Consider the following 26,485-nt stretch of genomic DNA (forward strand, 5'->3'; position numbering starts at 1 on the left):
ATTGCTTTACCTATAATTATAGCGCCCGAACTAAGCGCCCGGAAAAAGGCTTAGTTGACGAGGATGGAGGTTATCGAATTTTCGGCGGATGCCTCCCGGCTGAGTGTGCAGATCACAGCCGTAAGGATTTCTTCAAACCAAGGGGGTGACTCCTTGAACAAAGAGAAATCACATGATCTTCCAAAAAACATGTAGGAGGGGACGATTGAAAGTCCCCTTGAAATTTGACTTTCTTCGTCTCCTTTTACAATCTTAGGAGGAAGAAAAATATGTGTGGAATCGTAGGTTATATCGGTCAGCTTGATGCGAAGGAAATTTTATTAAAAGGGTTAGAGAAGCTTGAGTATCGCGGTTATGACTCTGCTGGTATTGCTGTTGCCAACGAACAGGGAATCCATGTGTTCAAAGAAAAAGGACGCATTGCAGATCTTCGTGAAGTTGTGGATGCCAATGTAGAAGCGAAAGCCGGAATTGGGCATACTCGCTGGGCGACACACGGCGAACCAAGCTATCTGAACGCTCACCCGCATCAAAGCGCACTGGGCCGCTTTACACTTGTTCACAACGGCGTGATCGAGAACTATGTTCAGCTGAAGCAAGAGTATTTGCAAGATGTAGAGCTCAAAAGTGACACCGATACAGAAGTAGTCGTTCAAGTAATCGAGCAATTCGTCAATGGAGGACTTGAGACAGAAGAAGCGTTCCGCAAAACACTTACACTGTTAAAAGGCTCTTATGCAATTGCTTTATTCGATAACGACAACAGAGAAACGATTTTTGTAGCGAAAAACAAAAGCCCTCTATTAGTAGGTCTTGGAGATACATTCAACGTCGTAGCATCTGATGCGATGGCGATGCTTCAAGTAACCAACGAATACGTAGAGCTGATGGATAAAGAAATGGTTATCGTCACTGATGACCAAGTTGTCATCAAAAACCTTGATGGTGACGTGATTACACGTGCGTCTTATATTGCTGAGCTTGATGCCAGTGATATCGAAAAAGGCACGTACCCTCACTACATGTTGAAAGAAACGGATGAGCAGCCTGTTGTTATGCGCAAAATCATCCAAACGTATCAAGATGAAAACGGCAAGCTGTCTGTGCCTGGCGATATCGCTGCCGCTGTAGCGGAAGCGGACCGCATCTATATCATTGGCTGCGGAACAAGCTACCATGCAGGACTTGTCGGTAAACAATATATTGAAATGTGGGCAAACGTGCCGGTTGAAGTGCATGTAGCGAGTGAATTCTCCTACAACATGCCGCTTCTGTCTAAGAAACCGCTCTTCATTTTCCTTTCTCAAAGCGGAGAAACAGCAGACAGCCGCGCGGTACTCGTTCAAGTCAAAGCGCTCGGACACAAAGCCCTGACAATCACAAACGTACCTGGATCAACGCTTTCTCGTGAAGCTGACTATACATTGCTGCTTCATGCAGGCCCTGAGATCGCTGTTGCGTCAACGAAAGCATACACTGCACAAATCGCAGTTCTGGCGGTTCTTGCTTCTGTGGCTGCTGACAAAAATGGCATCAATATCGGATTTGACCTCGTCAAAGAACTCGGTATCGCTGCAAACGCAATGGAAGCTCTATGCGACCAGAAAGACGAAATGGAAATGATCGCTCGTGAATACCTGACTGTATCCAGAAATGCTTTCTTCATCGGACGCGGCCTTGACTACTTCGTATGTGTCGAAGGCGCACTGAAGCTGAAAGAGATTTCTTACATCCAGGCAGAAGGTTTTGCCGGCGGTGAGCTAAAGCACGGAACGATTGCCTTGATCGAACAAGGAACACCAGTATTCGCACTGGCAACTCAAGAGCATGTAAACCTAAGCATCCGCGGAAACGTCAAAGAAGTTGCTGCTCGCGGAGCAAACACATGCATCATCTCACTGAAAGGCCTAGACGATGCGGATGACAGATTCGTATTGCCGGAAGTAAACCCAGCGCTTGCTCCGTTGGTATCTGTTGTTCCATTGCAGCTGATCGCTTACTATGCTGCACTGCATCGCGGCTGTGATGTGGATAAACCTCGTAACCTTGCGAAGAGTGTTACTGTGGAGTAATAAATGTTTAACCCCTTTGGATAAGATTATCTAAAGGGGTGTTTTTATGTCCAAAAGCGAAAGAACGTCTACAGTGGAAAAATGGATTAAAGAAGTTGATGGTACAGGACCCGACTATCGATCGACCATGGCTATAGATTTAAGATGTTTCCTCATTAGATCGGTCAATCAGGTTAAAAGGCATTAAAACTTGGAGAGAAACTGCTTTTGCCTAACTGAGTTTTCTAATGTTAATACAGATATAAGAGAGCAGTTCCTCATTAAGATACGCTTTTGATAGCAGTTGGAATTTAGCATGCTAGAAATCCGAAAACCGGAGAGCCTATTGGAATGATAACGTGTTTTTTTATTGACAATTAATAAAGGGCAAAGAATTCTAGAAGTCGCACTTACAATGTACTTGTGGGATTAGGTTTTAAAGTTCATTCTTTTTTTATTGAGTACATTCCGGTTAAAGTTGAAATGATTCAGTAAAGGACACGCCATAAATAAAAGGTAGCGTATGATTGCCATTCTTTCCATGGAACCGATATTTCTAAGATTTCATCTTTCGTAGGCTTTCGGTTCATATTACGTAATATTTTTATCGAATGAATAAGACCCACATCATCGATTGGAAAAGCTGTCGGGAACCTAAGGCAGCGCATTAGAACATAATTGGCTGTCCAAGGACCGATTCCTCGTATTTTAATTAAGTTTTTTTCAGCATCTTTAAAGTTCATTTTCATTAATTTTTCCCTCGATAATTCTCCACTTGCCATTAATCTGGCTATTCCAATGATATATTCACTTTTTTTCACCGTCATTTTAATATCTGCCAGGTCGGTAGGGGTTAACCGTGCAATTCGCTCGTACGGTGGGAACACCCAATACTTTTTACCATTCCATTCAATAGAATCGCCAAATGCTTCTACAAATTGCTTCTTTAAGGAGTACGCGAAGGCTAAGTTAATTTGTTGCCCTAAAACTCCCCAACATAAAGCTTCAAATAAATCGGGAATGCCGATCACTCGCAACCCATAAAATTTTCGGGCAGGCATTTTAAGTAATGGATCTGCTTTTGCCATTTCATAAAATGGAGTTAAATCGTTATCAAGATCAAACCATTCATGAATATATTTTACAATCTCTTCCCGTTTCCACTGCTCAACAGGTCTAGAATCGTTTAGGAATTGAACAATCATTTGTTTATTATTGATTACGCTTACCTGCACTAAGGACCGAATTTCCCCAATGGCTATAACTTTTGTAATGATATTGTTCTCTATTTCATACATGCATTCATTTTTTTCCCTGGTTAGGTAGCCAAGGTTCGCATTCATGTCGAAAATTTCAGGTAATGTAATGACAATAACATCATTGACTTCATGCCATGTCACTTTTTCATTCTCCTTATCTTAAATAATTATAAGAAAACTCACGCTGGTTGAAATTAGTTTATCACATAATCATCTTTACTCATTTTGTTATCTTGCTATTACATTCTAACCACCTTATTTTTTTCTATTTATGAGGTTATAGTGTAGTTATCAAGAATGCTAAACGGGAGTAGATAAAAATGGCCCAAGATATAAAAAACGCGTGTCGAAAATTTAAATTGGGATTCAATTCAAAGAATTAGATGAGCATTGTAAGGAGAGGTGAGATAAATGCCGGATAGTATCAATAACGGACATAAAGAGAGCCATGATCATAGAATTTCGAATGATGCAGAAATGATAACAGATGAAAAGTGGCAAGCAATTATAAATAATGATGCAGCGTACAATAATCAATTTTTCTACGCTGTTAAATCGACAGGGATATTCTGTAAACCATCCTGTAAATCTCGCGTTCCGAAAAAAGAAAATGTATGTATCTTTCCAAACACAGAACAAGCTCTCCGCGCAAATTTTCGCCCTTGTAAACGTTGCAAGCCCACTAATGAAAAAATGCCTGATAGCGAGTGGGTTGATTTAATTACTGAATACATTGATAAAAATTTCACAGAAAAATTAACGCTAGAATCGTTAGCAGATATTTGTCATGGGAGTCCGTATCATATGCATCGAACATTTAAAAAAATTAAAGGCATTACGCTGGTTGAGTATATACAACAAGTTAGAGTACACGCGGCTAAAAAGTATTTGATTCAGACAAATAAAGCGATTGGAGATATCGCTATATGTGTGGGTATAGCTAACGCGCCTTATTTTATTACTTTATTTAAAAAGAAAACTGGACAGACACCAGCACGATTTCGTCAAATGAGTAAAATGGAGGAAACGTACAATGGAAACAAATAAACCAACCCTTTATTGGTCTTTACTAATGTTCAAGGATTGGAATTTTTATATTGCTTCAACTTTAAAGGGGCTTGTGTTTGTAGGTTCACAGAACAAACCAATCGAGGAATTGTTCGAATGGGCTAGGAAACGCTTTCCGGGAAGTCTTCTTGTTGAAGATGATGATAAGCTTGAACCCTATGCCGTTGAAATCACTCAATATCTAGAAGGAAAGCGGAAAAACTTTACTGTTCCAGTTGAGTACGCCGGTACGCAATTTCAGCTAGCCGTCTGGAATGCACTTTGTGAAATTCCTTATGGACAGACGAAATCCTATTCCGACATTGCAAATGATATAAATAAACCAGCAGCTGTTCGTGCTGTAGGTGCGGCTATTGGGGCTAATCCGGTATTAATTACTGTACCGTGCCATCGTGTAATAGGAAAGAATGGCTCATTAACTGGCTATCGGGGCGGATTTGAAATGAAGACACTGCTCCTCGATCTGGAAAAGCGAGCTTCATCTGAAATGGATGTTCCTCATTGAAAGTGAATCATCTATAATGGGTTGGATTCTTTTAGAGGAAAGTAAAGACCAGTTTACTGATAAACTTGACAACTTTTAAAATTTAGCATATCTTATACGTAACTTAATAATCGATGCAGATGTTTATTTTTCCTTTTAAAATATGTAGGCCTTTAGCATTCTTTTCATATTTCATTTTAAATATTGATAGGATGAAAAAGTATCCTAATAAAAAAGGAAGAGAACATGAGTCGATTTATTTGATAATCAGGACTATATTAAAGGAAATGAAAACATAGCATAAAGTAAAGACCAATAATAAGGTAGCTCTTCAAAAAACTTCGCTGAAGTTAGTTGAAGTGAAGCCGACAATTTTCAGGATTCAATGATCTAACATAATCATTGAAATTTTGAAGTTGTCGGCTTTTTTGTTGGAAAAAAATAGAGATAAATAAAAATTGAAATAAATAATAGACAAATATGATCTGATTGAAAGGTCTTTTGACCAATAATGAGTTTTAAAAAAGGGAGAATTTAGAATGTTAGTTTCGCTGAGTTTGTCATCATTATTAACATTATTTTTTATTATGCTTATGGCTTCTGGGATTAGTGGACTATTGTTTTTACATCCGCGTGTACCCTTGAGTTTTGTTCGCATTCATATTGGGATCTTGGCTTTACCACTTTTGGTTTCCTTACTGATTCTTGCCAATAGTGGTGTGAGTGGAAATGTTGGCCCTTGGCACTTAGATTCCTTAGCTTGTTTAATGACTTTCTTTGTTCTTGCAATTGGATTCATCATTCAGCGTTTTTCTGTACGTTACTTAATGGGGGATCGATCTTATCGAAAATATTTTACGCTTTTTACTTTCACAACAGGAGCTGCTTCAATGACATGGTTAAGTGGTGATCTCCGCTTGATGGTTCTATTTTGGGGAGCAACTCTTGTTGGTTTAACCTTACTTATAAGGTTAAACAGTGCTTGGCAAGTGGCTAGTGAAGCAGCCAAAATTTCTGGACGGTTATTTTTGTTAAGTTGGTTTTCTTTGTTTTTTGCGATGATGTGGCTTTTTCATGCCACAGGTCAATGGCAGCTATCATTGGTTGTAACAAATGAAAGTTTAGCTGGGCTGGGAGAATGGGAGAGAACAGGGATTCAGCTATTGATTGTACTGGCGGTGATCATTCCTGCAGCTCAATGGCCGTTCCAAAGATGGTTGGTTGAGTCTATTGTTGCTCCCACCCCAGTTTCTGCAATTATGCATGCAGGTTTAGTAAATGCTGGAGGAATAATACTAACTCGATTTTCACCTCTATTTCATGGTGGTATCGCTTCGATTATCTTACTTCTGCTTGCTAGCATTTCTGTATTGATTGGAACTGGAATTAGTTTAGTTCAGGTTGATTATAAACGCCAGTTAGTAGGCTCCACGATTGGACAAATGGGGTTTATGCTCATTCAGTGTGCATTAGGCGCCTATATAGCAGCCATTATTCACCTTATTTTACATGGTTTATTCAAGGCTACGTTGTTTCTACAGGCTGGTTCAGCAGTAGGGCGTCATGAAGTATCGACTCGCACTAATGAAAGAACATCCTATTTATGGGTCATGGCTGGTCGGATTTTATCCTTAGTTATAGGTGTTGCTTTTTGGCTCACTGCTCCTGGAGACGGGTATCACTTAATCAGTGCGCTGATCTTAGGGTGGTCATTGTCCGTTTCTTGGGATCAGCTTGTCGCTTTTGGAGAGGGCCGAATTGGCCGGATTGCCGGTTTAACTGTTTTAGGAGGAGCAGCCCTCGTATATTTTATCATTCATCACCTTTTCTATAAGTGGCTGCATACAACCATTTTTCAAAGTGTTCAACCTCCAATGTCAGCTGTCATGATTGTCGTATGTCTCTTACTCTTTGGCAGTGCTTTAGGTACGTGGGTTGCTCGTCATCGTTCTTCCGTTTTTTTCGCGGTACTCTATCTTTGGTTAGTCCGATTAGGTGAAGCAAAACCAAAGTCAGTAGAGAGTCACCCAGACTACCTTAAACAATATATTTCATAAGGAGCTAATCTGAGATGGGCATTACATCCGTATTAACGAAAGATAATGTAAAAAAGATAGATACAGATATTGATGTTCAAGAAAGGGATCTTAACGTTTTCATTACATCTGCCAGCCGAGTGATTGCGCCACTTTGGCCTATTTCTACATTTGCTGCACGTAATCCGTGGATGGGACTTGAAAACCAACCTTTTGATCAGGTTGCAAGTTGGTTGAAAAACACTCGCGATGTTGATATATACCCTAGTGCGTCTATGATCCGTTCAGCAAAGAATAAAGGTGAGATTGATGAAGATTTTGTGGAAATGGGGCTGCAGCGTTGGCTTGATTCACATTCCTATCACATCCCACGGGACGTAGCAGAGCGATTTTGTCATGCTGCATTAAAGTTAGATCCCCTGCCTTCCGACCTTTTATCATCACATGAGCTGGAGAAATTAGTAAGTGAATGTAGTGGATTGGATCATATCGAGAATGTGTTTATGCAGCCACTAAGTTCGTATATAGAGAATCAAGATGGTGAAAGGCTAGTCAATATACTAGATCATCATGTCATTAAATGGAGTAAATTATATCTTGATGACTCTCAAGCGGGTTGGACAATGCCTAATCGTGAGGAAGGTTTCTATCGTGCTTGGCAGCATCTTATTCAATATGATCCAGCACTTAGCAAAAAGCAGCGAGAAAGGGTAAAAGGTTGGCCGAAAGAGGCACATTTGGCTTTACAAGAAGCTTTATTCGCACTAGAAATCCCAGAGTCAGAAATCCAGACTTATCTTGAAGGTCATTTACTTTCATTACCTGGATGGGCAGGGATGATGCTTTGGCGCTCCCAACAATCGAGCCACGAACATGCACTACTAACAGAATATTTAGCGGTTCGAATATCCATGGAGTGGGCTCTTATAAAGCCATACTTACCTTTGACTAATGAACGATCTAAGAAAACAATTTCAATTGCTCCCCTTATAGCAGCTTGGATTCATTGGGGTGGGCTTACATTAGAAGAATGGTCACAGATGACGGCCAGTGAACAAAACGAATATTTATCATTTGCCTACAGCTTTGATGAGAAACTTCGCAAGAAACTTTGGTTAGAAGCTTGGGAACAAACGTACACTGATCGATTAAGCCAGAAGATCATCTCGAAACAACGTGAAACCGGCCGTGAAAAATCTGCATTAGCTCAATTAGCATTCTGCATCGATGTACGATCAGAACCTTTTCGTCGTCAACTAGAAAAAGAAGGCCCGTTTGAAACGATTGGTATTGCTGGTTTCTTCGGGGTGCCGATTGCAACTTGTGAACTTGGCAGTAAACACAGTCATGCTTCCTTGCCGATCATACAAAAACCGCAAAATAAAATAAAAGAGTTCGCAGATGAGGATGTATTCAAAAAATACAATCAACGGAAGCAAGCAATTCATTCTTTAAGCCATACCTTTAAAACGATGAAGCAGAATGCGCTTTCGAGCTTACTACTGCCTGAGCTAAGTGGACCTTGGCTTACTCTGCAAATGGCAGCCCGTAGCTTTGTGCCAAGAAAGGCGGGTCGTTTCATTCGTAATCTCCGTGAGGCTTGGTTACGCAAACCTGATACAAAACTCTCGCTTCATCATGATGCTACAGAGGCAGAAATACCTGTGGGTTTTACTGATGAAGAAAAAGTGAACTATGCTCGCCAAGCATTAAAAATGATGGGGTTAACAGAGAACATCGCACCATTGGTCGTGATTTGTGGGCATGGCAGTCAAAGTACTAATAATCCTTATTCTGCAGCCCTTGATTGTGGTGCCTGTGGTGGAGCGGCCGGTGGATTCAATGCAAGAGTTTTAGCTGCTTTATGTAATCTATCAGAGGTACGAGAAGCTCTTTTAGCTGAAGGAATTAAAATTCCTGAGGATACAGTTTTTGCAGCAGCTGAACATAATACAACAGTAGATGAATTACATTGGCTTTATGTACCAGAGCTTTCCGAAGCTGCACAAGAAGCATTTGAACAAATTGAAGCCGTTATGCCGAAAGTGAGACATCATGTAAACGCAGAACGTCTAGCCCAATTACCGAATTTCCAATCGAAGCTAAAAAATCCGAAGGCTGAGGCAAACCGATTTGCGGAAGATTGGAGTGAGATACGTCCGGAATGGGGACTGGCTCGTAATGCCGCTTTTATTATCGGTAAACGTGAATTAACTCAGGATTGTGATTTGGAAGGCAGAGCCTTTCTCCATAATTATGATTGGAAGCAGGATGAAAGCGGTGAACTCCTAGCAAATATTATTGTAGGACCTGGAACTGTAGCCCAATGGATTAATTTACAATATTACGCATCAACGGTAGCACCTCATTATTATGGCAGCGGAAATAAAGCAACTCAAACCGTTACTGCAGGTCTCGGCGTTATGCAGGGGAATGCAAGCGATTTGTTAGCCGGACTGCCTTGGCAATCCGTCATGGAATCAGATCACGAGGCCTATCATTCTCCTCTTCGTTTATTGATACTCATCCAAGCACCTAGAGAATATGTAGAACGGTTATTAAATCATGATTCAGCATTTCTGCAAAAAGTTCAAAATGGATGGGTCCGACTGGCTAGTCTTGATCCAGAAGGATGTTGGGAAAGCTGGTAATGATGAATCTAAGCATTTATCAAATGGATTTGTTACTCAATACAAAAATGATAAACATAAGGAAGAGGTGTGCTGTATGAATGTAAACCAAAATAAAAAAGTATTATTTTTGACGGATATTGAAAACGGTTTGGAGCCTATTTTACAAGAAGCGACTAACACTTCTGCAGAGAATATGTTGACTATACAAAGCTATGGTGCCAGTATTTCACATCCTTATGGAGAAATCATGAGGTCTGTTATTTTTGCGATTTACCAGGAAGATGTTGAGGAGATTTTTGTAGTAGGAACAAAAGATAAGAAGACTTCTGCAGGTAATGGACTAACTCAACTTGAAACAATGAAAGATAAAATACAAACATTGGATTATCTGTTTCAAAATTGCAAGCCTGAATTTTTAGGTGGTACGGTCGATGAATGGCTAAATGAAAATAGCAGTGACACCATTGAAAAAAGTGTTGATATGATTCGACATCATCCCCTAGTGCCGTCATATGTTAAAGTTAGAGGTTTATTCGTTAATCATAAGGGTGGAAAACCCTCAATCGCGGAGGTTCCTGATGTTAAAACAGGTCAAGCCATGCCTGATCATTGCTTGTCATGATGAAATGCAGGTTTAACTTCTAAACGCACCCATATATGGAGAAAGCAGTTCTAAGGAGATTGTATGAGCGCTAATTTAACTGATTTTGTCACGAAAACAATAGAGGAAATGAACTCGTTTGATCGTGAAAATATGGAATGTATAAAAAAACTAATTAGAAAAGCAATTGATTTTTATCATCTAAAGTCTTATGAAGAAGTTGAGGAAACCCATTCAGGAAATGTTCGATTTTTGCATGTCCACTCTATGATGGAAGAAAATATGTTATCCAAAATGATAGTGGTCACAAGAAACGGTAAAACTGATTTGGATATTGAAGGTGTATATGAAGGATATGTTGTAAGAGAATATTAATGAGACGAAATCACAAATAGAATATGCCAATTTTTTTGCTCAGGAGATGTATTAGATATGAAAAAGTCTAAGGGTTCTATTGAATCAGAGATCAGTAAGTCCATTACTCAATGGGAGAAGGATTATCTTGGGCGGGGGTCTGTATCTGTTAAGACTGATATACTGCGGGACATGATCATCGTCAATTTAAAAGGGATTTTAACACCAGCCGAATATGTAGTTTGTGGATCAAAAGAGGGTATGTTATCTATCAAACAAACTCGTTCAGAGTTAGTCGAATCAGGTATAGAAGGCCTTAAGGATATTATCTTAAAAATAACCGGAGAAAAAGTGAAAAGTTTTCATACTGATTTAAGCTCCCGGACAGGTGAACGAGTGATGGTATTTAAATTATGTAATGATCTAGAGAAAAATTTGGAAAAGATCTTATAATCTAAAGAAAATAAATGTTTTGACGGTGTGGAATTTGTTGTGAATTGAACATAAAGAACTGCCGATTCTTTTGTTTTACAATTATGGTATCATTGATAACTTTTATTCATATCCTAAGCGGACATAAAGAGATGTCAATTCATAGTACACTGTCATGTTATTCCTGTCGAAAGATCTAACATCCGCTGTTGTTATGAGCGGATGTTTTTTTACATCTATTTTAAATACATGAATTTGATGCTGGTGATTAGTCACTTGAACAATATTTGAAAACATCCTTGTCACCTGCCGGGTTTCCCCAAGTGTTTAGTGACATGATTATGAGACCAACTTCGTAAAGCTTGCTGATAAATTTAAGCGGTGAACAAAATTGATATGCTGTCTTCAGTTTCATTTCACGGAATTAGTCAGAGATAAACCTTTAATTAAATATATCCAAAAAACGGATTGACATATCGAAATATAACGATATAATAATCGATATGGAACCAATTGAAGTATTCAAAGCCTTATCAAATGAATCAAGGCTGCAAATTTTACAATGGCTGAAGGAGCCCGATCGTCATTTTGCACCCCATGAAGGGATTGATATGAACACAATCGGGGTATGTGTCAGTCAAATAACAGACAAATTGAAAATGACGCAATCGACAGCTTCTCAATATCTTACCATCCTTTTAAGAGCCGGCCTAATTAAGGCGGAGCGAATCGGAAAGTACACGTATTATAAAAGAGATGAAGAAGCCATTGGGAAACTTGCTGACTTTCTTAAAACAGAGATATAAAAATAAACATCAAAAGATGTTTATTTTTACACCATACATATCGACATATTACGATGTGTTTATTTTTTTATAATAACATATCGATAATTCGTGATATGTTTATTAATAATTAAGGAGTGAATGTTTTATGTCTAACACTTGGAAAATTTATATTTTAGCCATTGTCAGCTTTTTAGTTGGAACCTCAGAGTACATCATTTCCGGAATTTTGGATCAAATTGCTCATACTCTCGGGATCACTTTAGCTGCCGCGGGCCAGCTTATTACCATTTTCTCACTTGTATATGCTCTTTCTACACCCGTACTTATGGCGTTGACAGCAAGTATGGATAGACGCAAATTGATGATGTATGCCCTAGGTTTGTTTGTGTTCGGTAATGTCCTGGCTTTTGTACTGCCTGGTTATGGATGGTTTATTGCAGCGCGGATCATTATGGCGATGGGAGCAGGTGTGGTTGTTGTCACCGCATTAACGATTGCCGCTAAGATTGCATCGGAAGGGAAGCAGGGCAGTGCCATCGCTACGGTCGTGATGGGATTTACCGCTTCTTTAATCATTGGTGTTCCGCTTGGAAGAATGATAGCAGTAGCATTAGGCTGGAAGTCTGTATTTGGAGCCATTGCTTTGTTGGGATTGATCGCAATGGTCGTTATTTTCTTTACTCTTCCGTATACTGAAGGGGATAAGCCTGTGCCTTTGCTTCAACAGCTTGCTCTTTTCAAAAAACGGAAAGTGGCTATGGGATTATCAATCACTTTCTTCTGGCTCGGGGGATATTCTGTTGCTTACACTTATTTGTCACCGTATCTCTTGAACATCTCAGGTATAAATGGCAAGCTGCTCAGCGGTGTTTTGCTTATATTTGGAATTGCCAGTTTGGTTGGATCGAAGTTTGGGGGATATAGCACCGATAAATGGGGAGTGCCCTTTACACTCGTTGGCGGGATGACGTTGCATATCGTCACACTGATTCTGCTGTCACTTGTTACTCATTCCTATATCGGAGTGTTGGTGATTCTCATATTATGGTCGTTTGCCGCATGGTCCACCGGTCCGACACAGCAATTTCACCTGGCTACAATAGAACCGGAAATGTCAGGTGTTTTGCTTAGCATGAATCAGTCAATGATGCAATTCGCCATGGCGGTCGGCGCAGGTATAGGAGGGGTTTTTGTGGAAAACGTATCATTGGCCTCGATTACCTGGGTTGGTGCGTTAGGGGTTATGATTGCAATTATTGCATCATTGCTGATTTTCAATTCGCAACCGAAACAAGCGCTAAAAGATATCAATCAATAATTTCGAAAGTTCTAACATCCGCTCGTTATACAAGCGGGTGTTTTTTTTAGCGTAGTCAGTCCATGCATGAGTCTTCCAAGGGCCGACATCGTTCTGTATGTGTCGAAGGTGCACTGAAGCTGAATGAGATTTCTTAAGGCTTTGCCGCGGCGAGCTGAAGTACAGTACGATTGCCTTGATCGAACACTGGAAACACAAGAGAACGTAAACCTGAACATCCGCGTAAACGTCAAGGAAGTTGCCACTTGGGGAGTAAACACTTGCATCATCTCGCTGAAAGGCCTAGACAATGCGGATGACAGATTCGTATTGCCGGAAGTAAACACAGCGCTTGCTCTGTTTCCGTTGTCGATTGCAGCTGATTGCTTACTAATGCTGCCCTGCATCTCGGTTGTGATGTCGATAAGCAGCGTAATGAAGAGTGTTACTGTGGAGTAAGATGTTTAACCCCTCTGGATATTTTAGCCGAAGGGGTTTTTAGTATAGATATTTGATTTAAATTACAGGAGACTTCATTCATTTAACCAAAGTCATTGCTTTCTTAATCACTAAAGTTTATTTGAAAATAATCTCTTGATTTAATTTCCTCGAAGAGATTTTTTGTCAATCTATTAGGCATCAGAATTTTTATAACATAATGGACCGTCTTTTTGACGTTTTGTTTATAGAACAAGAAAATATTCAAAACATAAGTGGAAAATTAGGGGTGAGCTCCTGTTTTTCTCGAGAGGATAGCTTGTCAGCTTTTCTATTTTTAAAGGGTTAAAATATTCTATTTATACTAATTAATGTAATTTTTAGGATAATATACAAAATCCCCCTTACTTCGACAATTGCAATCTGGTATTATCGTATCGCATGGGAGCTATGTCAATAGACTCTATGCAAAAATTGAGAGGAGGTTTACTTATGAAAAGAAACCAAAAAGAATGGGAATCTGTGAGTAAAAAAGGACTTATGAAGCCGGGAGGTACTTCGATTGTGAAAGCTGCTGGCTGCATGGGCTGTTGGGCCTCGAAGAGTATTGCTATGACACGTGTTTGTGCACTTCCGCATCCTGCTATGAGAGCTATTTAACATTTGAGAATAGGGAGTTGAGCGTATTTGCTTATACTCCTTATTTTCTCTTAAGGGGGATTTTATATGTCATATGATCGTGTTAAAGATTTTGATTTGCCAGAGTTAGCGGTTCATTTACAGCCTCATGGTGCTGTAATGATTGATAGAAAAAGTATGTTTTATTTCAGACTCAGTGGACGTGGAGCACAGTTGGCGTTTCTGTTATCAAAAAACAAAAATCTTCATAAAACGGCACGTATTTGGGAGATTATGAAAAAAGAAGAGATGAGTGCTGACCAATTAAAAGAAGAGCTTAGTGCCCATCCATTTACGGAGGCTTGGACGGAAGGGCTGTTAGATCAGCCTTTACACGTTTCGGGTTCGCTAGATTCATATTTACCTATTAGTTGTACCTTACAGTTGACAAATGCTTGTAATTTAAGCTGTTCGTTTTGCTATGCCAGCTCAGGTAAACCATATCCTGAGGAATTATCTAGTGAACAATGGATATTGGTTATGCAAAAGCTAGCAGCCCATGGAGTTGCTGATATTACGCTGACCGGGGGTGAAGCAAAGCTGATCAAAGGGTTTAAAGAATTAGTCGTTGTTGCAAGTTCGTTGTTTACCAATGTGAATGTATTTAGTAATGGATTGAACTGGCGAGATGAAGAAGTTGAATTACTTAGTCACTTAGGCAATGTTTCTGTACAGATTAGTATTGATGGTATGGATAATACACATGACCAATTAAGAGGCAGAAAAGGCGGCTTTAAAGAAAGTATGAATACCATTAAAAAATTATCAGAAGCAAACATTCCAGTGATTGTCGCTATGACCATTAATGAGTCCAATGCTGATGAAGTATCAGATGTGGTGGAGCAATGTGCCAATGCGGGTGCTTTTATCTTTCGTGCAGGAAAAACGTTATCTGTTGGACGTGCGACAGAAGGCTTTAAGGCTTTGGATATTGATTTTGAAGAAATGGTTCAAATACAGCTTAGGGAAGCACGTCATAAATGGGGAGATCGCCTGAACATAATTGATTGGGAGCACGAAGAGAGTTCGTTCACAACAGATTTTTGTACACCAGGATATCTTGCTTGGTATATAAGAGCAGATGGATACGTAACTCCTTGCCAATTAGAAGATTTGCCGCTAGGGCATATTTTAGAAGATAGCATGGCTGACATTGGTTCACCTGCTCGTTTGCTTCAGTTAAAATGTGAAGCAAAAAATTGCAAATGTATAGGGAAAATTGAGCTATCTGAACCGGACTTACCTTTTCAAAAAGAAGTCAAGGCAGGGATTCAGGAATGAATAGTCTATCATTGGTGTTCTGGAGTATTTTAGCAGTTGTTGGATTACTGTTATTTATTAAATTCAAACCCCCAACAATTGCTTCACTACTCTTAAGCAAAGATGAGGCAAAAGAAATAAGCATTCAATTTATAAAAGAGTTTGTTGGGATAGATGTAGAGAACTGGGATTTTTATTCAGTATATTGGTATGACCACGATACAGTAAATAAACTTCATCACTTAGGCATACTTAAGAAAAATAGAAAGGTTTTATATGATGTTGGGTTGGTCGAATCATGGAGAGTCCGTTTCGTTCACCAGAATCAATCATTTGTAGTTGGTGTCAATGCCAATCGAGAAATCACTTTTTTTTATGCGGATGTTCCGAAAAAAACCCTTTCGGGGAAGTTTGAACAAGTTTCTCCAGAGACACTCAAGCAGAGGTTAATGGCTTCACCTGATGGACTTTGGTCTAGAGCAAATATGACTGGTACTGGTAAAAAAGAGGAGGATTTTCGCGAGGTCAGTACTTATTGGTACATAGCGGAAGCGGGAGATATTCGGCTCAAAGTGACTGTTGAATTACAGGGCGGCCGAATTTCTTATATTGGTACTGAACAAGAAATACTAACAGATCAAATGAGTAAAGTCATTCGAGATGAACAAGTGGAATCGACATTCGGAGTATCTGGTATGCTGGGTTCAGCTTTAGCGATGATCCTTGCGATTCTCATCCTTGTATTTATGGATGTGCAAACAAGCATAATCTTCAGTCTTGTTCTGGGTTTGTTGATTATAATATGCCAGTCATTGACGCTGAAAGAAGATATTCAATTAACAATTGTAAATGCTTATGATGCAAGAATGAGTGTCAAAACGGTCAGTTTATTAGGTATTTTGTCTACACTTCTTACAGGATTATTAACAGGATTTGTAGTATTTATATGTTCATTGGCAGGAAATGCGCTTGCTGGTGATTTTGGATGGAAAACGTTTGAACAACCAATAGTTCAGATTTTCTATGGAATAGGAGCAGGGCTCATTAGTTTAGGAGTGACTTCTCTGCTGTTTAACTTATTGGAGAAAAAGCAATATTTACGAATTTCACCTGAGCTTTCTAACCGAACTGTCTTTCTATCAGGTTTTACCTTTAGGCAAGGATTGAATATGAGCATACAAAGTTCAATTGGAGAAGAGGTCATCTATCGGCTATTAATGATTCCAGTCATTTGGTGGATGAGTGGAAATATCCTCATCTCCATTATTGTATCTTCCTTTTTATGGGCGGTGATGCACCAAGTAACTGGATATGACCCAAGGTGGATACGTTGGCTGCATCTATTTATATTCGGTTGCTTTCTGGGAGTTCTCTTCATCAAATTTGGTTTTATTTGTGTATTAGTAGCTCATTTCATTCATAATTTAGTACTCGTCTGTATGCCGCTGTGGCAGTTCAAGCTTCAGAAACATATGCATCATGATCAGCCAAAGCATACTTCACTCTAATGATTAGGAGAAGATTTGATGCAATTGATGCAAGTACAAAATTTAAGCAAATGCTATCGAAATGGTGATGGGGTTGAACATTTGTCTTTCTCAATTCAACGAGGAGAAATCGTGGCGCTATTGGGGCCAAATGGAGCTGGAAAAACAACGACAATTCGATGTTTGACAGGTCTCTATAAGCCGGATAAAGGAGATATCCTCATTGAGGGTTCTCCTCCAGGAGATATAAATGTTCAAAAAAAAGTCGCGCTTATTCCTGATCAGCCATATTTGTATCCCGCTTTAACTGCTGCTGAACATATTCAGTTTAGGGCAAGAGGATATCATCCAGGTAAAAAAGATGTAAAAGAAAGGGTTTATCATGCATTGAAGGAAGTGCACTTGGAGGAGAAAGCAAACCAATTGTGTGGTCAGCTGTCAAGAGGCCAAAAGCAGCGGGTTGTCCTGGCGGGGGCGATTGTTCAAGACGCTTTGCTGTATATATTAGACGAACCGACTGTGGGCCTTGATATCCCATCAAAACAGTGGCTCTCTAACTGGTTAAAAACTAAAACCGATCAAGGGTGTTCAGCATTTGTATCAACTCATAGTCTAGAGTTTGTTATAGAGACAGCAGACAGGGTGATATTAATTAGAGACGGCAAACTCATGCAGGATTTGTATGTTCCTCAATTCGAAGAACAAGCGGAATGGAGAAAAGAAGTGATTCGTCTTCTAGGGGAATGGTCAGATGAATAATATCATTTCTTTTTTATGGCTTCAGTCAAAAAGGCGTTTTGTAAGTCAAGGTCAGGAAAAAAAAATGCCTTTTTTGATCATGCTCCTTTTTGTTGGGGCCATCGGATTTCAAGTAAGTTTTGTTTCTAGATCTACGACATGGGATATGAGTATTGCTGGTTGGGTACTTACAGGTGTTTTTATCCTTTATACGGCATTTGGACTTTTTTCAAATCGATTACCAAGTCAAATGGCAGATATTATATGGCTTTATGGCACTGCCACATCTTTTTCAAAAGTTGTGTATAGTGTTTTATTTTTCAGCGTCACTTGGAAGGCGTTGCTTTGGATCATCTCAGCCATATTCGGTGATGTATTAATTGTGCTTCTGTCTGGTGATCATATCAATTTATTAGGCCGATCCATAATTTTTGTAGGGCTCTTTTTTATCGCTGAAGTGTGGTTGATGTCGGTCTCTTGTGCCAGAACAGTGAAGAAAATGAAAAGGGTATACGTTTTAGTCTTTCTTCTAATGTTAGGCATTTACTCCATATGTCTTTATCGCTTCTTCTTTCTCCAACATTCATCTGGGATATGGGAGAGCATTGCCCGTTTTATTAGTGGCGTTGGATTAGTGTTTGATACATTGTCACCGTTGTATGTGGTTGTATTTATTGGGATTATCACAGTCTCTTTTATGACAATTGCTTTTACGAGCCGTCAGGTAGAAATGAAGGAATCGTTGGTGAAAGAAGCTGAATTCTGGGAGGAATTTCAAGAACGTCAATTTGGTTCAGGTCAAATTATACAGAAACCAAAAACGACTTGGTGGGGCTTGCAAGGTCTAAATGGCATTTGGTCTTTTCTGTGGTTGGAACTGTTGCTTTTTAAAAAATATTTATTTTTTCATAGCATTCATACGGTCATGCTCAGTGGCGTCTTTTATGTCGTCATTTTCATGTATCCAGAATGGTTTTATCTTCTATTCTTTCTTATCGTCTCGGCAGTCATGTTAAGTTCCTATTATTCAGGAATTGTCAGACATTCTCAATCAGGCACCCTTCATTTATTCCCCGGTGCCCTTTGGAAAAAAATCATTATTCTAGAGCTGACGAATACAGTCTGGTTGTATATTCTTTACTGTGTTTCTATTACTTTTATGGCAGTTGGGAATTTAGTTTATTGGTATATATATGGCTTAGGGATATATATATGGTTCATGACAATAAGGCTTTTTGCTTTTACCCATACAAACCGAAACGATATTAAGCTTTCATTGCCTCAATACTACAAGTCATTTTTTATGGCATTAGGCCTGAGCGGCATTTGTTTGTATGTCATTCATTTATTGACTGCTGACTGGTATACATTAGTGGTGGTCGTCTGCATAGGGAGCCTAAGTTGGTGCCTGTTTTATCGTTTCAGATAGTGGTTATGTAGAGTTATTGTTTTAAAACGAGGAGAGGGGCTCTTTTATGAATTCAAATGGTGATAAATTGTCGTTATCTGTTCAGAATTTAGCGAATACAAATGAGATCACAATTGTTCAAGCGATAGGTGAGCTAAAGAAATCGGGAAAAGATGCAATACCAGTTTTGGTTGAGGCCTTAAAAGAGGAAGGCTCTTTGTGTAATATTGCTGCAGCTGTTTTAGGTGAGTTTGGGGAAGACGCGAGTGAAGCAGCGGAGGAGCTATCATGTTTATTAAAAAGTCATGCGGAAGATACAAGAATGGCAGCGGCGATTTCATTAATGAGAATCGGGAAGCCCAGTCTGCCCTTTGTCATCAAAATCGCTCAAGAAAGTGAAGGGCAATCGTGCTTTTGGGCATCTTGGTGTATTGCATGGATTGATCCGTCTTGCATTGAACCTAAGATGTATAAATGTCTAAAATACGAGCATGAACATCCTTCAGGAATAGTTGCTCCGTTTGCGGCTGAAGAGGCATTAGGAAAGCTGATTGCTTTTCAGCTGAAAGATAAGGAGGACTGAAAGGATGAAAGATGAACAAATGTTGACTGAATGGCCAAGTCATTTACCATGGTTGAATCAATCACAGAATGATTTTACATTTCCAAGTGACACATATCTTCTTCTTTATTTTTGGTCAATGAGCTGTCCAAACTGTCACCAATTAACAGACAAAGTCCTTCAAGATATAAAGGATATGAATGTGAAAGTAATCGGAGTACATGTCCCCTATATAGAAGAAGAGAAATCTATGGAGGTTGTCTTGACGTATGCTCTTGATAGGGGACTAGCTATTCCGATTGTATTAGACCAAAACTATGAGATCGTCACAACTTGTCACGTACAAGGCATCCCCAGCTTTTGTCTATTAAGTCAATACGGTCAGATCATTACTAAAACGATGGGAGATGTTGGTTGGGATAAGATGTTAAAAAAGATTGCAGGCTTGTGAAATTTTCCGTCTTGTATGTGCGACAAACGGTTGAATATTATGATGAAACGGTCCTTCCTATAAGCAGGAAGGTTTTTTAATGAAATATTTTTTTATTAGTAGGTAAATTCATCAAATGTTCTGCTATGCTCCAAATGTACACCTTTCCGTAAGGGCAAAGTCAAATGTGAAAAAAAACTGTTCCAAAGTTAATCAGAAATTTATTTTCATATTGTATCCTTCGGTATCAAGTGAAAGGAGCATCATATGAAAACATTATGGAAAGTCCTCAAAATTGTTTTTGTCAGCTTGGCTGCTTTGGTTTTGCTTGTATCCGTCTCGGTATTTATTTATCACCATTTCCAGCTAAATAAGGAGGCGGCACTGCTGAAAGGTAAAGGCACAGTAGTCGATGTTGACGGTAAAAAGATGAATGTGTATCAAGAGGGAAGCGGGAAGGATACGTTTGTGTTTATGTCCGGTTCGGGTATTGCTGCGCCTGCTTATGAAATGAAGGGGCTGTACAGCAAGTTTTCAAAAGAAAATAAGATTGCTGTTGTAGATCGGGCAGGTTATGGATACAGTGAAGTGTCTCACGATGACAGAGATATTGATACGGTATTGGAACAGACGAGGAAAGCGCTTATGAAAAGCGGAAATAAGCCTCCTTATATTTTAATGCCTCATTCGATATCCGGGATTGAAGCGATGTATTGGGCACAGAAATATCCTAAGGAAATCAAGGCCATTATTGCGATGGATATTGGATTGCCCCAGCAGTACGTCACGTATAAATTGAGCGGAGTTGACCGATTGAAAGTGAGAGGGTTCCACCTGTTAACCTCGATTGGTTTTCATCGGTTTATACCTTCCGCTGTATATAATCCTGAGGTGATTCGACAGTCGTTTTTAACTGATGAAGAAAAAGAAATCTATAAAGCCATTAACTTTAAGCAATTTTTTAATGCAGATATGGAGCATGAGCTTTTACAGTCTTACCAAAACGGCAGCAAATCTGTGAATCTGCCTGCGCCAAAGGAAACTCCCGTCTTGATTTTAGATGCAGTCTCTGACCAAAATAGACATTCAAAGTATGCTATACAAAACCGAAAAGACTATGAAGCGTTTGCGGCTCAATTCAATACTGCCGATATAAAGGAACTGAGGGGAACACACAGTATTTATTTATATCAGCCTGATCAAATATATAAACTGTCCATGGAGTTTATGAGAAAGGTTCGCTAGGATGAAGGGTTATCGTATTTTAATCGTTGAGGACGATGTGATGATTGGTGATTTGCTGCAAAAGATTTTGCAGCGCGAGGGATATCGTGTGATATGGAAAACAGATGGAGCGGATGTGCTTTCGGTGATTCAGAAGGTGGATTTGGTCATTATGGATGTGATGCTGCCGGGTGAAGACGGGTATCAAATGTCTGCAAAAATCAAAAAGCTGGGGCTGGGCATTCCGGTTATTTTTCTCTCAGCCCGCAATGACATGGACAGCAAGCTTCAAGGTTTGCAGATCGGCGAGGATTATATGGTAAAGCCCTTTGATCCGAGAGAGCTGCTATTAAGAATGCGGAATATGCTTGAGCATCATTATGGGACCTTTACGCAAATCAAACATTTGTATATTGATGCGGTAACGAAAAAAGTGTTCAATGAAAGCCTGCATGATGAGGTATTATTTACTGCGATTGAGCGGAAAATTTTCTTTTATTTATATGAAAATAGAGACAGTATCCTGACAAAGGAACATTTCTTTGAATATCTATGGCAGCTCGAAGATAGAAACCCGAATATTGTCAATGTGCATATTAAAAAAATTAGAGCTAAAATCAATGATCAAGCGGGTGAGATGATTGAAAATATATATGGAGAAGGGTATCGGCTGAATACCGTTGTGAAGAAATGAAGCTCAAGACAAAATATCAGTTGTTATTGTTTACGGCCGTCATTAGTGTTCCGATGCTATTGCTGGCGGTCAGTGTTTTGATGTCGGTGATTTATGACAGCATGTTTAAACCGATGAATCATGGTATGCCCTTTCACAGGTCGTTTGCATACCCGGCAATGATCGTTGTATTTTTGATATCACTCTTATTGTTAGCTTTTTTATTTTCAAAGTCGATTCATTCTCTGTTGCATAAAATCAATCTATTAAATCAAACCATTCGGCATTTGGCGAGTGATCAAAGGGTGCCCGATAAAATTGAAGTGAAGCGTGCTGATGAAATCGGGGAACTGATCAAGTCGGTCAATTTGTTAATTGAACGGACGACATATCGTGAACTGGAGCTGAGACAGCAGGAGGAAATCAAAAAGGAGCTTTTGCAAAAACTGCGGCATGACATTAATACACCTTTAACGGCTCTCAGGCTGCAGTTATTTTATTTGGAAGACCAATGTCATGGTCAGGCTGTATTCGAATCATTGTATCAGCAAATCGAATATATCTCGGAATTAACTAATGAATTCAATCTATATTCCGCTGAGACGCTGGAAAGCTCTTATATTGTAAATGAAGAAGTGCGTCTAAACGAGCTATTAGAAACAGCGGTGAAAAAGTGGGATTATTTATACAGTATGAGTGGGATTGAGCTGCACTATAAGCCGGCAGATCAAGATGTGATATGGATGAGCAACACGTTATGGATGGAAAGGCTGTTTGATAATATTTTTCAAAATACGTTAAGGCATTCAAAAGCTAAAAAGATGGAAGTCACGATTGAACATGGCGATGTTTTTATTCGTGATGACGGTATTGGATTTGATCGGAATGAGAGCAGTGAGGGACTTGGGTTAAAGATTATTGAGGATACATGCAGGCTGCTTGCGATTACTTATGAGCTGCATACAAATGATAACGGAACGGGGTTCTTGTTTTCAAAAGAGTGACCCCGCTGATGTTTTTCTTTCTCCTATAAAATTTATATAATAGGGAGAAAGAAATGGGGTGAACATCATATGTTTAAAAAAATCATCAAAACGATTAAGTACCTCTCAAGCAGTTCTAGTGACCGATATCGCAGACACCGGCATTACAGCAGCAGCCGGCGCAGACATTATCGCAGCTACAGCAGCAGTTCGGGCAAAAGAAGACACTACGACCGTTATGGCGGCAGTCATCGTTACAAACGCCGGAGCTACAGCAGCAGTTAATCCAAAAAAAGTTCTTGTTCCGCTTTTGGGACAAGGGTTTTTTTATGTGACCGATTGAATGGCCCGGTTTAGATCCTCGCGAATGGAAGCGGTGTGCTGATACTCTTCCTCAATGCCCAATAATCTTTTCAGCAGCAAGGTTACTTCCTTTGTCAGTGTTAATTCCTCCAGCCAAGTGCCGTTTTTCTTCTTTTTTCCTTTATATTGAGAGTACAGCAAGAATAACAGCGTTTCTCCGAGATCGAAGAAGTCATCCTGTTTTCGTACCTTTATTTCCTCCATTTCTTCAGGAGTCAATTGTTTGGCAAGGCCGAAATCGATGAGGCAGAGCCTGCCATCATTGATGATGATATTAGGCGTTCTGATGTCGCTGTGGAAGATAAGGCGATCATGCAGGTATTCTATAATCTCAAGCAGCTGCGAAATCAGTTGTAACGCCATAAGCTCTGTGAACGGCTGTTTTCGAAAAAATAATAATTCTTCTATATTCTCTCCCTCAATGAACTGCATGACATAATAAGCCTGTCCGTCTATGATGAATTCATCTATGAAGCCCGGAATTTGCGGGTGGTGAATGTTTTTGAGCAGTTTTATTTCCTGCTGGAATCGGACTTTCTCTTTTTCCTTTTTGGCTTTTGTCGGCCGAAGCTGTTTTAAGACATAAGGTGTTTGAGCTAGGATATCGGTGCACAAATAAACCAAACCGTAGCCTCCCATACCGAGGCACTCTTCGATTTTGTATTGATGATTTAAGATAACGCCGTTCTTTAGAGGGCGGTCAAATAGCAGTTTTTTTAGAAGTTTTAATGCCATGTCTGCACTTCCCTTGGTTGTACTGACTATAGTTTACCTTCTAGACGGAGAATAAAAAAGAGCCGGATAACCGGCTCGGTATAAGTTAAAACTGCTTTGTCACGTCGTATTCATAATCTATTTTTGCTTTTACGTTGCTCATCGTCGATCTGGCTGTCGCTAATGTATTATATTTAAAACTCCATACCTTTGCCACACTGAGTTGATCCGACAAAGAGATATCATAAGACCCTGAAGTCGAGCTGTTTACAAGGGCACGGCTCCATTCGTTATTTTCGCTTGTCATGATCAGATGGCGTGTATTTCCCTGGCTTGGTGTTTGAGTGGCGGTTGTTTGAACTCTGGTTACAATGGCATCACGCGGTATCCCAGATTGGTTTGTTAAATCAACCTTGATCACGCTGGAGTCAGAACCTGAGGGGCTAAGGCTTGTATTTCCTTTATTTTCAGCAACGCCGCTGAATTGGAACGTTCCGCTGCCTGATTTGATTCGGTCTTCAATTGAAAGCGTAAAGTACATGTTTCCAGTATAGGTGCCTCGTGACACTTTCACATAGAAGGTATCCGTCGTGTTTTGGGCGTCTGCATTTGCATAAATAAAAGAAGAAAACGTATTAGGGTTAATAACTTCTGTCCCTTGAGAAACAGGTATTCTGTTCTTGTCATAAATTTCAATTTTCATCCCTGTATACGCGCTCTGGTATGTACTCCTCATGTATACTTTTTCTCCCTTATTAGCCGTAAAAGTGAAATAGGCTTCATCTTGACCAGCTTCCAGTATTGTTGTATCGATATTTTTATATTTCCAATAACCGATCGGCATTGCGGTATCAAATGAATTGTTTCCTGTGATAGCAGTGACTCCGACAGCTGATGCCGAATACGTAAAGGTAGATAAGACAGAAAGCATAACAGCGAATTGAATAAGCCATTTTTTCACCATGCAAACAACCTCCTTTTATTTCCATCATACATAATAACGATTTAGGTGTAAATAAATGTTTTTTGAGGTTAATATATACATTATATTCGCCGATAAAAAAGAATAAGAGAGAATACTCGGGAGGGAATTCAATGCGTCTGAATCGGCAATTTATCCGCACTCAGCTGATTGCACAGAACATATTGAGCAAGAATGCGCCTGCCAAACGGGAGAATGCGACTGAAAATCCAGCGGCAGTTCTGGAAAAGGCATATAGCAGGCTTAAGTCACAATCTTCAACTGGGGGAATCAATCAGTTCAATTATTCTAAAACCAGCGTGTCGGGAAACAGCGGGACGTTCAGCAAAGTGTATCAATCAGCGAATGATCGAACAGTGACAGACACAGGGGAAGAAACAGTGATTCAATCCCAAAACCCCTATGAATCTGAGAGTGATATCAGAATCAAAATACTAGATGAAAAATACAGCAGGATGAATGCGATTAATAAAACAAAGTCTGATCCATTAGGCTATATTAAGGATAAGTACCAAAATTCAAAGTCTCCTTATTTCAGAAGTGATCTGTCAGCTGCAGAAAGACAGGCCGCTTACGATAATGAAACAGAATGGTTATTCAAAGGGAAGGCGCAAAACTATAACCTTCAGGATGCTGTGTTTCGGAATGTCACATTTCATGGGGAAGTGGAAGCTGAGAATGAAAAGGTGTATCAGCGGGGACAGGTTAACCAGCAGCTGCAAGTACTGTTGAATCGAAACCATATTCATATTCCAGAGGGGACAGAGCTGACGTTTACAATCACACCGATTGACTATCAGGTGCGGGTAAGCGGGACAGACGATCAGGATCTGATCAAGCAAATTGAGCAAGTGCTGCAATCTGGAGACAACAGCAAAGAACTATTTTTACACATCATGAAAAGTCAAAGCAGTGATTCAGCACAATTTTCCGAAGAGGCCTATAAAAAGTATCAGGCAGCTCGTGAGATGTATGAAGTTACAGGCTACCATTTGAAGGATTTAGAAGTGATTGATGGGCGGTACGTCACGCCTGAGGGACGTGACTTAATGGATGTATATAAGGAAGAGCTTGAAAAAGATCCAGTGCAGAAACAAACGGCTTCTTATGCTATATCTTACTATCGTTCAGAGCTCAGTAAAATCGCGGAAGCCGGGTATAATGCCATTCCGGATTTCATCCTATCAATTGATTACAGCAATGGATCTCTGAGAGATGTGGGACAAAGCAAGAGCTATGGGACCGGAGATACCGGGTGGCTTGAAGCATTAAAGCGTCAAACGGGTGTGAATTATTAGGTAAGCTGTTCATGTAGGACAGCTTATTTTTTATGAGAATCTAAGGGGTGAATTAATCCCAATATTCAAATAATTTTATTATTTTTATATAAAAGATTTTAAAAGAAGTGAACGATTCAAAACTCTGAACAAAGGTGTTTACCTGAAAAAAACAATTGTATTTTCCAGAGAAATTTATTATGATGAAATAAGTAATTTAGGAGATTATATAACAATTTTAAGTTTGAATTTTCTGATTGTTATC

General features: G+C 39.6%; 26 protein-coding genes and 1 pseudogene. 24 read left to right on the forward strand and 3 right to left on the reverse strand.

Going from position 1 to position 26,485, the window contains the following annotated elements; genetic code table 11:
• Positions 1-269: 269 nt before the first annotated feature.
• Positions 270-2,072 (forward strand): glutamine--fructose-6-phosphate transaminase (isomerizing), encoded by a 1,803-nt coding sequence (gene glmS / locus NST22_RS01140; protein ID WP_003234943.1) that lies wholly within the window; start codon positions 270-272, stop codon positions 2,070-2,072.
• A 46-nt stretch (positions 2,073-2,118) separates the two neighbouring features.
• The gene (locus NST22_RS01145; RefSeq protein ID WP_020861257.1) at positions 2,119-2,259 is read left to right on the forward strand and encodes a hypothetical protein; all 141 of its coding nucleotides are present in this window, start codon (positions 2,119-2,121) and stop codon (positions 2,257-2,259) included.
• A 280-nt stretch (positions 2,260-2,539) separates the two neighbouring features.
• On the opposite strand, the gene alkA is transcribed toward NST22_RS01145, so the two are convergent.
• The gene (gene alkA, locus NST22_RS01150; RefSeq protein ID WP_003234926.1) at positions 2,540-3,451 is read right to left on the reverse strand and encodes a DNA-3-methyladenine glycosidase II; all 912 of its coding nucleotides are present in this window, start codon (positions 3,449-3,451) and stop codon (positions 2,540-2,542) included.
• Positions 3,452-3,721: 270 nt separating this feature from the next.
• On the opposite strand from alkA, the gene adaA reads away from it, so the two are divergent.
• The 21 genes and pseudogenes from adaA to NST22_RS01255 all read left to right on the forward strand — a co-directional run bounded on the left by adaA (position 3,722) and on the right by NST22_RS01255 (position 23,227).
• Positions 3,722-4,357 carry a bifunctional transcriptional activator/DNA repair enzyme AdaA gene (gene adaA / locus NST22_RS01155; protein WP_003234924.1) on the forward strand — a complete coding sequence of 212 codons (636 nt, stop codon included), beginning with the start codon at positions 3,722-3,724 and terminating at the stop codon, positions 4,355-4,357.
• Positions 4,344-4,883: a methylated-DNA--[protein]-cysteine S-methyltransferase gene (gene adaB / locus NST22_RS01160; protein WP_003246311.1), complete on the forward strand. Its 540-nt coding sequence runs from the start codon at positions 4,344-4,346 to the stop codon at positions 4,881-4,883. The genes adaA and adaB overlap by 14 nt, the downstream gene beginning before the upstream one ends.
• A 518-nt stretch (positions 4,884-5,401) precedes the next feature.
• Complete coding sequence (locus NST22_RS01165; protein ID WP_003234919.1) at positions 5,402-6,919, forward strand: NADH dehydrogenase subunit 5; 1,518 nt, start codon at positions 5,402-5,404, stop codon at positions 6,917-6,919.
• Between the two features lie 14 nt (positions 6,920-6,933).
• Positions 6,934-9,549, forward strand: coding sequence for a YbcC family protein (locus tag NST22_RS01170; protein ID WP_003234917.1), 2,616 nt, complete (start codon positions 6,934-6,936; stop codon positions 9,547-9,549).
• A gap of 76 nt (positions 9,550-9,625) precedes the next feature.
• Positions 9,626-10,153 (forward strand): carbonic anhydrase, encoded by a 528-nt coding sequence (locus tag NST22_RS01175; protein ID WP_003246329.1) that lies wholly within the window; start codon positions 9,626-9,628, stop codon positions 10,151-10,153.
• A 63-nt stretch (positions 10,154-10,216) separates the two neighbouring features.
• Complete coding sequence (locus NST22_RS01180; protein ID WP_003234913.1) at positions 10,217-10,507, forward strand: DUF6407 family protein; 291 nt, start codon at positions 10,217-10,219, stop codon at positions 10,505-10,507.
• A gap of 57 nt (positions 10,508-10,564) precedes the next feature.
• On the forward strand, positions 10,565-10,939 hold the full coding sequence (locus tag NST22_RS01185; RefSeq protein ID WP_003246482.1) for a DUF2294 domain-containing protein: 375 nt from the start codon (positions 10,565-10,567) through the stop codon (positions 10,937-10,939).
• Positions 10,940-11,421: 482 nt separating this feature from the next.
• Positions 11,422-11,724 (forward strand): metalloregulator ArsR/SmtB family transcription factor, encoded by a 303-nt coding sequence (locus NST22_RS01190; RefSeq protein ID WP_003234907.1) that lies wholly within the window; start codon positions 11,422-11,424, stop codon positions 11,722-11,724.
• Positions 11,725-11,851: 127 nt separating this feature from the next.
• Positions 11,852-13,024 carry an MFS transporter gene (locus NST22_RS01195; RefSeq protein ID WP_003246471.1) on the forward strand — a complete coding sequence of 391 codons (1,173 nt, stop codon included), beginning with the start codon at positions 11,852-11,854 and terminating at the stop codon, positions 13,022-13,024.
• A gap of 95 nt (positions 13,025-13,119) precedes the next feature.
• Positions 13,120-13,462: pseudogene (locus NST22_RS01200) on the forward strand (glutamine--fructose-6-phosphate aminotransferase); the annotation flags it as partial.
• 471 nt (positions 13,463-13,933) lie between these two features.
• Complete coding sequence (skfA, locus tag NST22_RS01205) at positions 13,934-14,101, forward strand: sporulation killing factor (RefSeq protein ID WP_009966416.1); 168 nt, start codon at positions 13,934-13,936, stop codon at positions 14,099-14,101.
• Between the two features lie 66 nt (positions 14,102-14,167).
• The gene (gene skfB, locus NST22_RS01210; RefSeq protein WP_003234902.1) at positions 14,168-15,400 is read left to right on the forward strand and encodes a sporulation killing factor system radical SAM maturase; all 1,233 of its coding nucleotides are present in this window, start codon (positions 14,168-14,170) and stop codon (positions 15,398-15,400) included.
• A complete protein-coding gene (skfC, locus tag NST22_RS01215; RefSeq protein ID WP_003246417.1) occupies positions 15,397-16,887 on the forward strand; it encodes a sporulation killing factor biosynthesis protein SkfC in 1,491 nt (496 codons plus the stop codon). The genes skfB and skfC overlap by 4 nt, the downstream gene beginning before the upstream one ends.
• Before the next feature lie 18 nt (positions 16,888-16,905).
• Entirely contained in the window at positions 16,906-17,625 is a 720-nt protein-coding gene (skfE, locus tag NST22_RS01220; protein ID WP_003234899.1) for a sporulation killing factor ABC transporter ATP-binding protein SkfE, read from the forward strand.
• On the forward strand, positions 17,618-19,033 hold the full coding sequence (gene skfF / locus NST22_RS01225; RefSeq protein WP_003234898.1) for a sporulation killing factor system integral membrane protein: 1,416 nt from the start codon (positions 17,618-17,620) through the stop codon (positions 19,031-19,033). The genes skfE and skfF overlap by 8 nt, the downstream gene beginning before the upstream one ends.
• A gap of 46 nt (positions 19,034-19,079) precedes the next feature.
• Positions 19,080-19,595 carry a sporulation killing factor biosynthesis/export protein SkfG gene (gene skfG / locus NST22_RS01230; protein WP_003234897.1) on the forward strand — a complete coding sequence of 172 codons (516 nt, stop codon included), beginning with the start codon at positions 19,080-19,082 and terminating at the stop codon, positions 19,593-19,595.
• Positions 19,596-19,599: 4 nt separating this feature from the next.
• Positions 19,600-20,025, forward strand: coding sequence for a sporulation killing factor biosynthesis/export protein SkfH (gene skfH / locus NST22_RS01235; protein ID WP_003246390.1), 426 nt, complete (start codon positions 19,600-19,602; stop codon positions 20,023-20,025).
• Positions 20,026-20,271: 246 nt separating this feature from the next.
• Positions 20,272-21,249, forward strand: a complete 978-nt coding sequence (locus NST22_RS01240) for an alpha/beta hydrolase (RefSeq protein WP_003234896.1) — start codon at positions 20,272-20,274, stop codon at positions 21,247-21,249.
• Position 21,250: 1 nt separating this feature from the next.
• Entirely contained in the window at positions 21,251-21,922 is a 672-nt protein-coding gene (gene ybdJ, locus NST22_RS01245; RefSeq protein ID WP_003234895.1) for a two-component system response regulator YbdJ, read from the forward strand.
• The gene (gene ybdK, locus NST22_RS01250) at positions 21,919-22,905 is read left to right on the forward strand and encodes a two-component system sensor histidine kinase YbdK (protein ID WP_003234894.1); all 987 of its coding nucleotides are present in this window, start codon (positions 21,919-21,921) and stop codon (positions 22,903-22,905) included. Before ybdJ ends, ybdK begins: the two co-directional genes overlap by 4 nt.
• A 58-nt stretch (positions 22,906-22,963) precedes the next feature.
• Positions 22,964-23,227: a hypothetical protein gene (locus NST22_RS01255; protein ID WP_009966423.1), complete on the forward strand. Its 264-nt coding sequence runs from the start codon at positions 22,964-22,966 to the stop codon at positions 23,225-23,227.
• Here NST22_RS01255 and NST22_RS01260 read toward each other — a convergent pair.
• Together NST22_RS01260 and NST22_RS01265 are read right to left on the reverse strand one after the other, a co-directional pair.
• Positions 23,212-23,982, reverse strand: coding sequence for a protein kinase (locus NST22_RS01260; RefSeq protein WP_003234892.1), 771 nt, complete (start codon positions 23,980-23,982; stop codon positions 23,212-23,214). The two genes, NST22_RS01255 and NST22_RS01260, sit on opposite strands and share 16 nt — an antisense overlap.
• Positions 23,983-24,067: 85 nt before the next feature.
• Positions 24,068-24,925, reverse strand: coding sequence for a hypothetical protein (locus NST22_RS01265; protein WP_003246309.1), 858 nt, complete (start codon positions 24,923-24,925; stop codon positions 24,068-24,070).
• A gap of 131 nt (positions 24,926-25,056) precedes the next feature.
• Here NST22_RS01265 and NST22_RS01270 point away from each other — a divergent pair, with 131 nt between their 5' ends.
• Entirely contained in the window at positions 25,057-26,241 is a 1,185-nt protein-coding gene (locus NST22_RS01270; RefSeq protein ID WP_003246341.1) for a DUF4885 domain-containing protein, read from the forward strand.
• The last annotated feature ends 244 nt before the right edge of the window (positions 26,242-26,485 follow it).

Source organism: Bacillus sp. PS237, from assembly GCF_037963345.1.
In the GTDB taxonomy this organism is placed as follows: domain Bacteria; phylum Bacillota; class Bacilli; order Bacillales; family Bacillaceae; genus Bacillus; species Bacillus subtilis.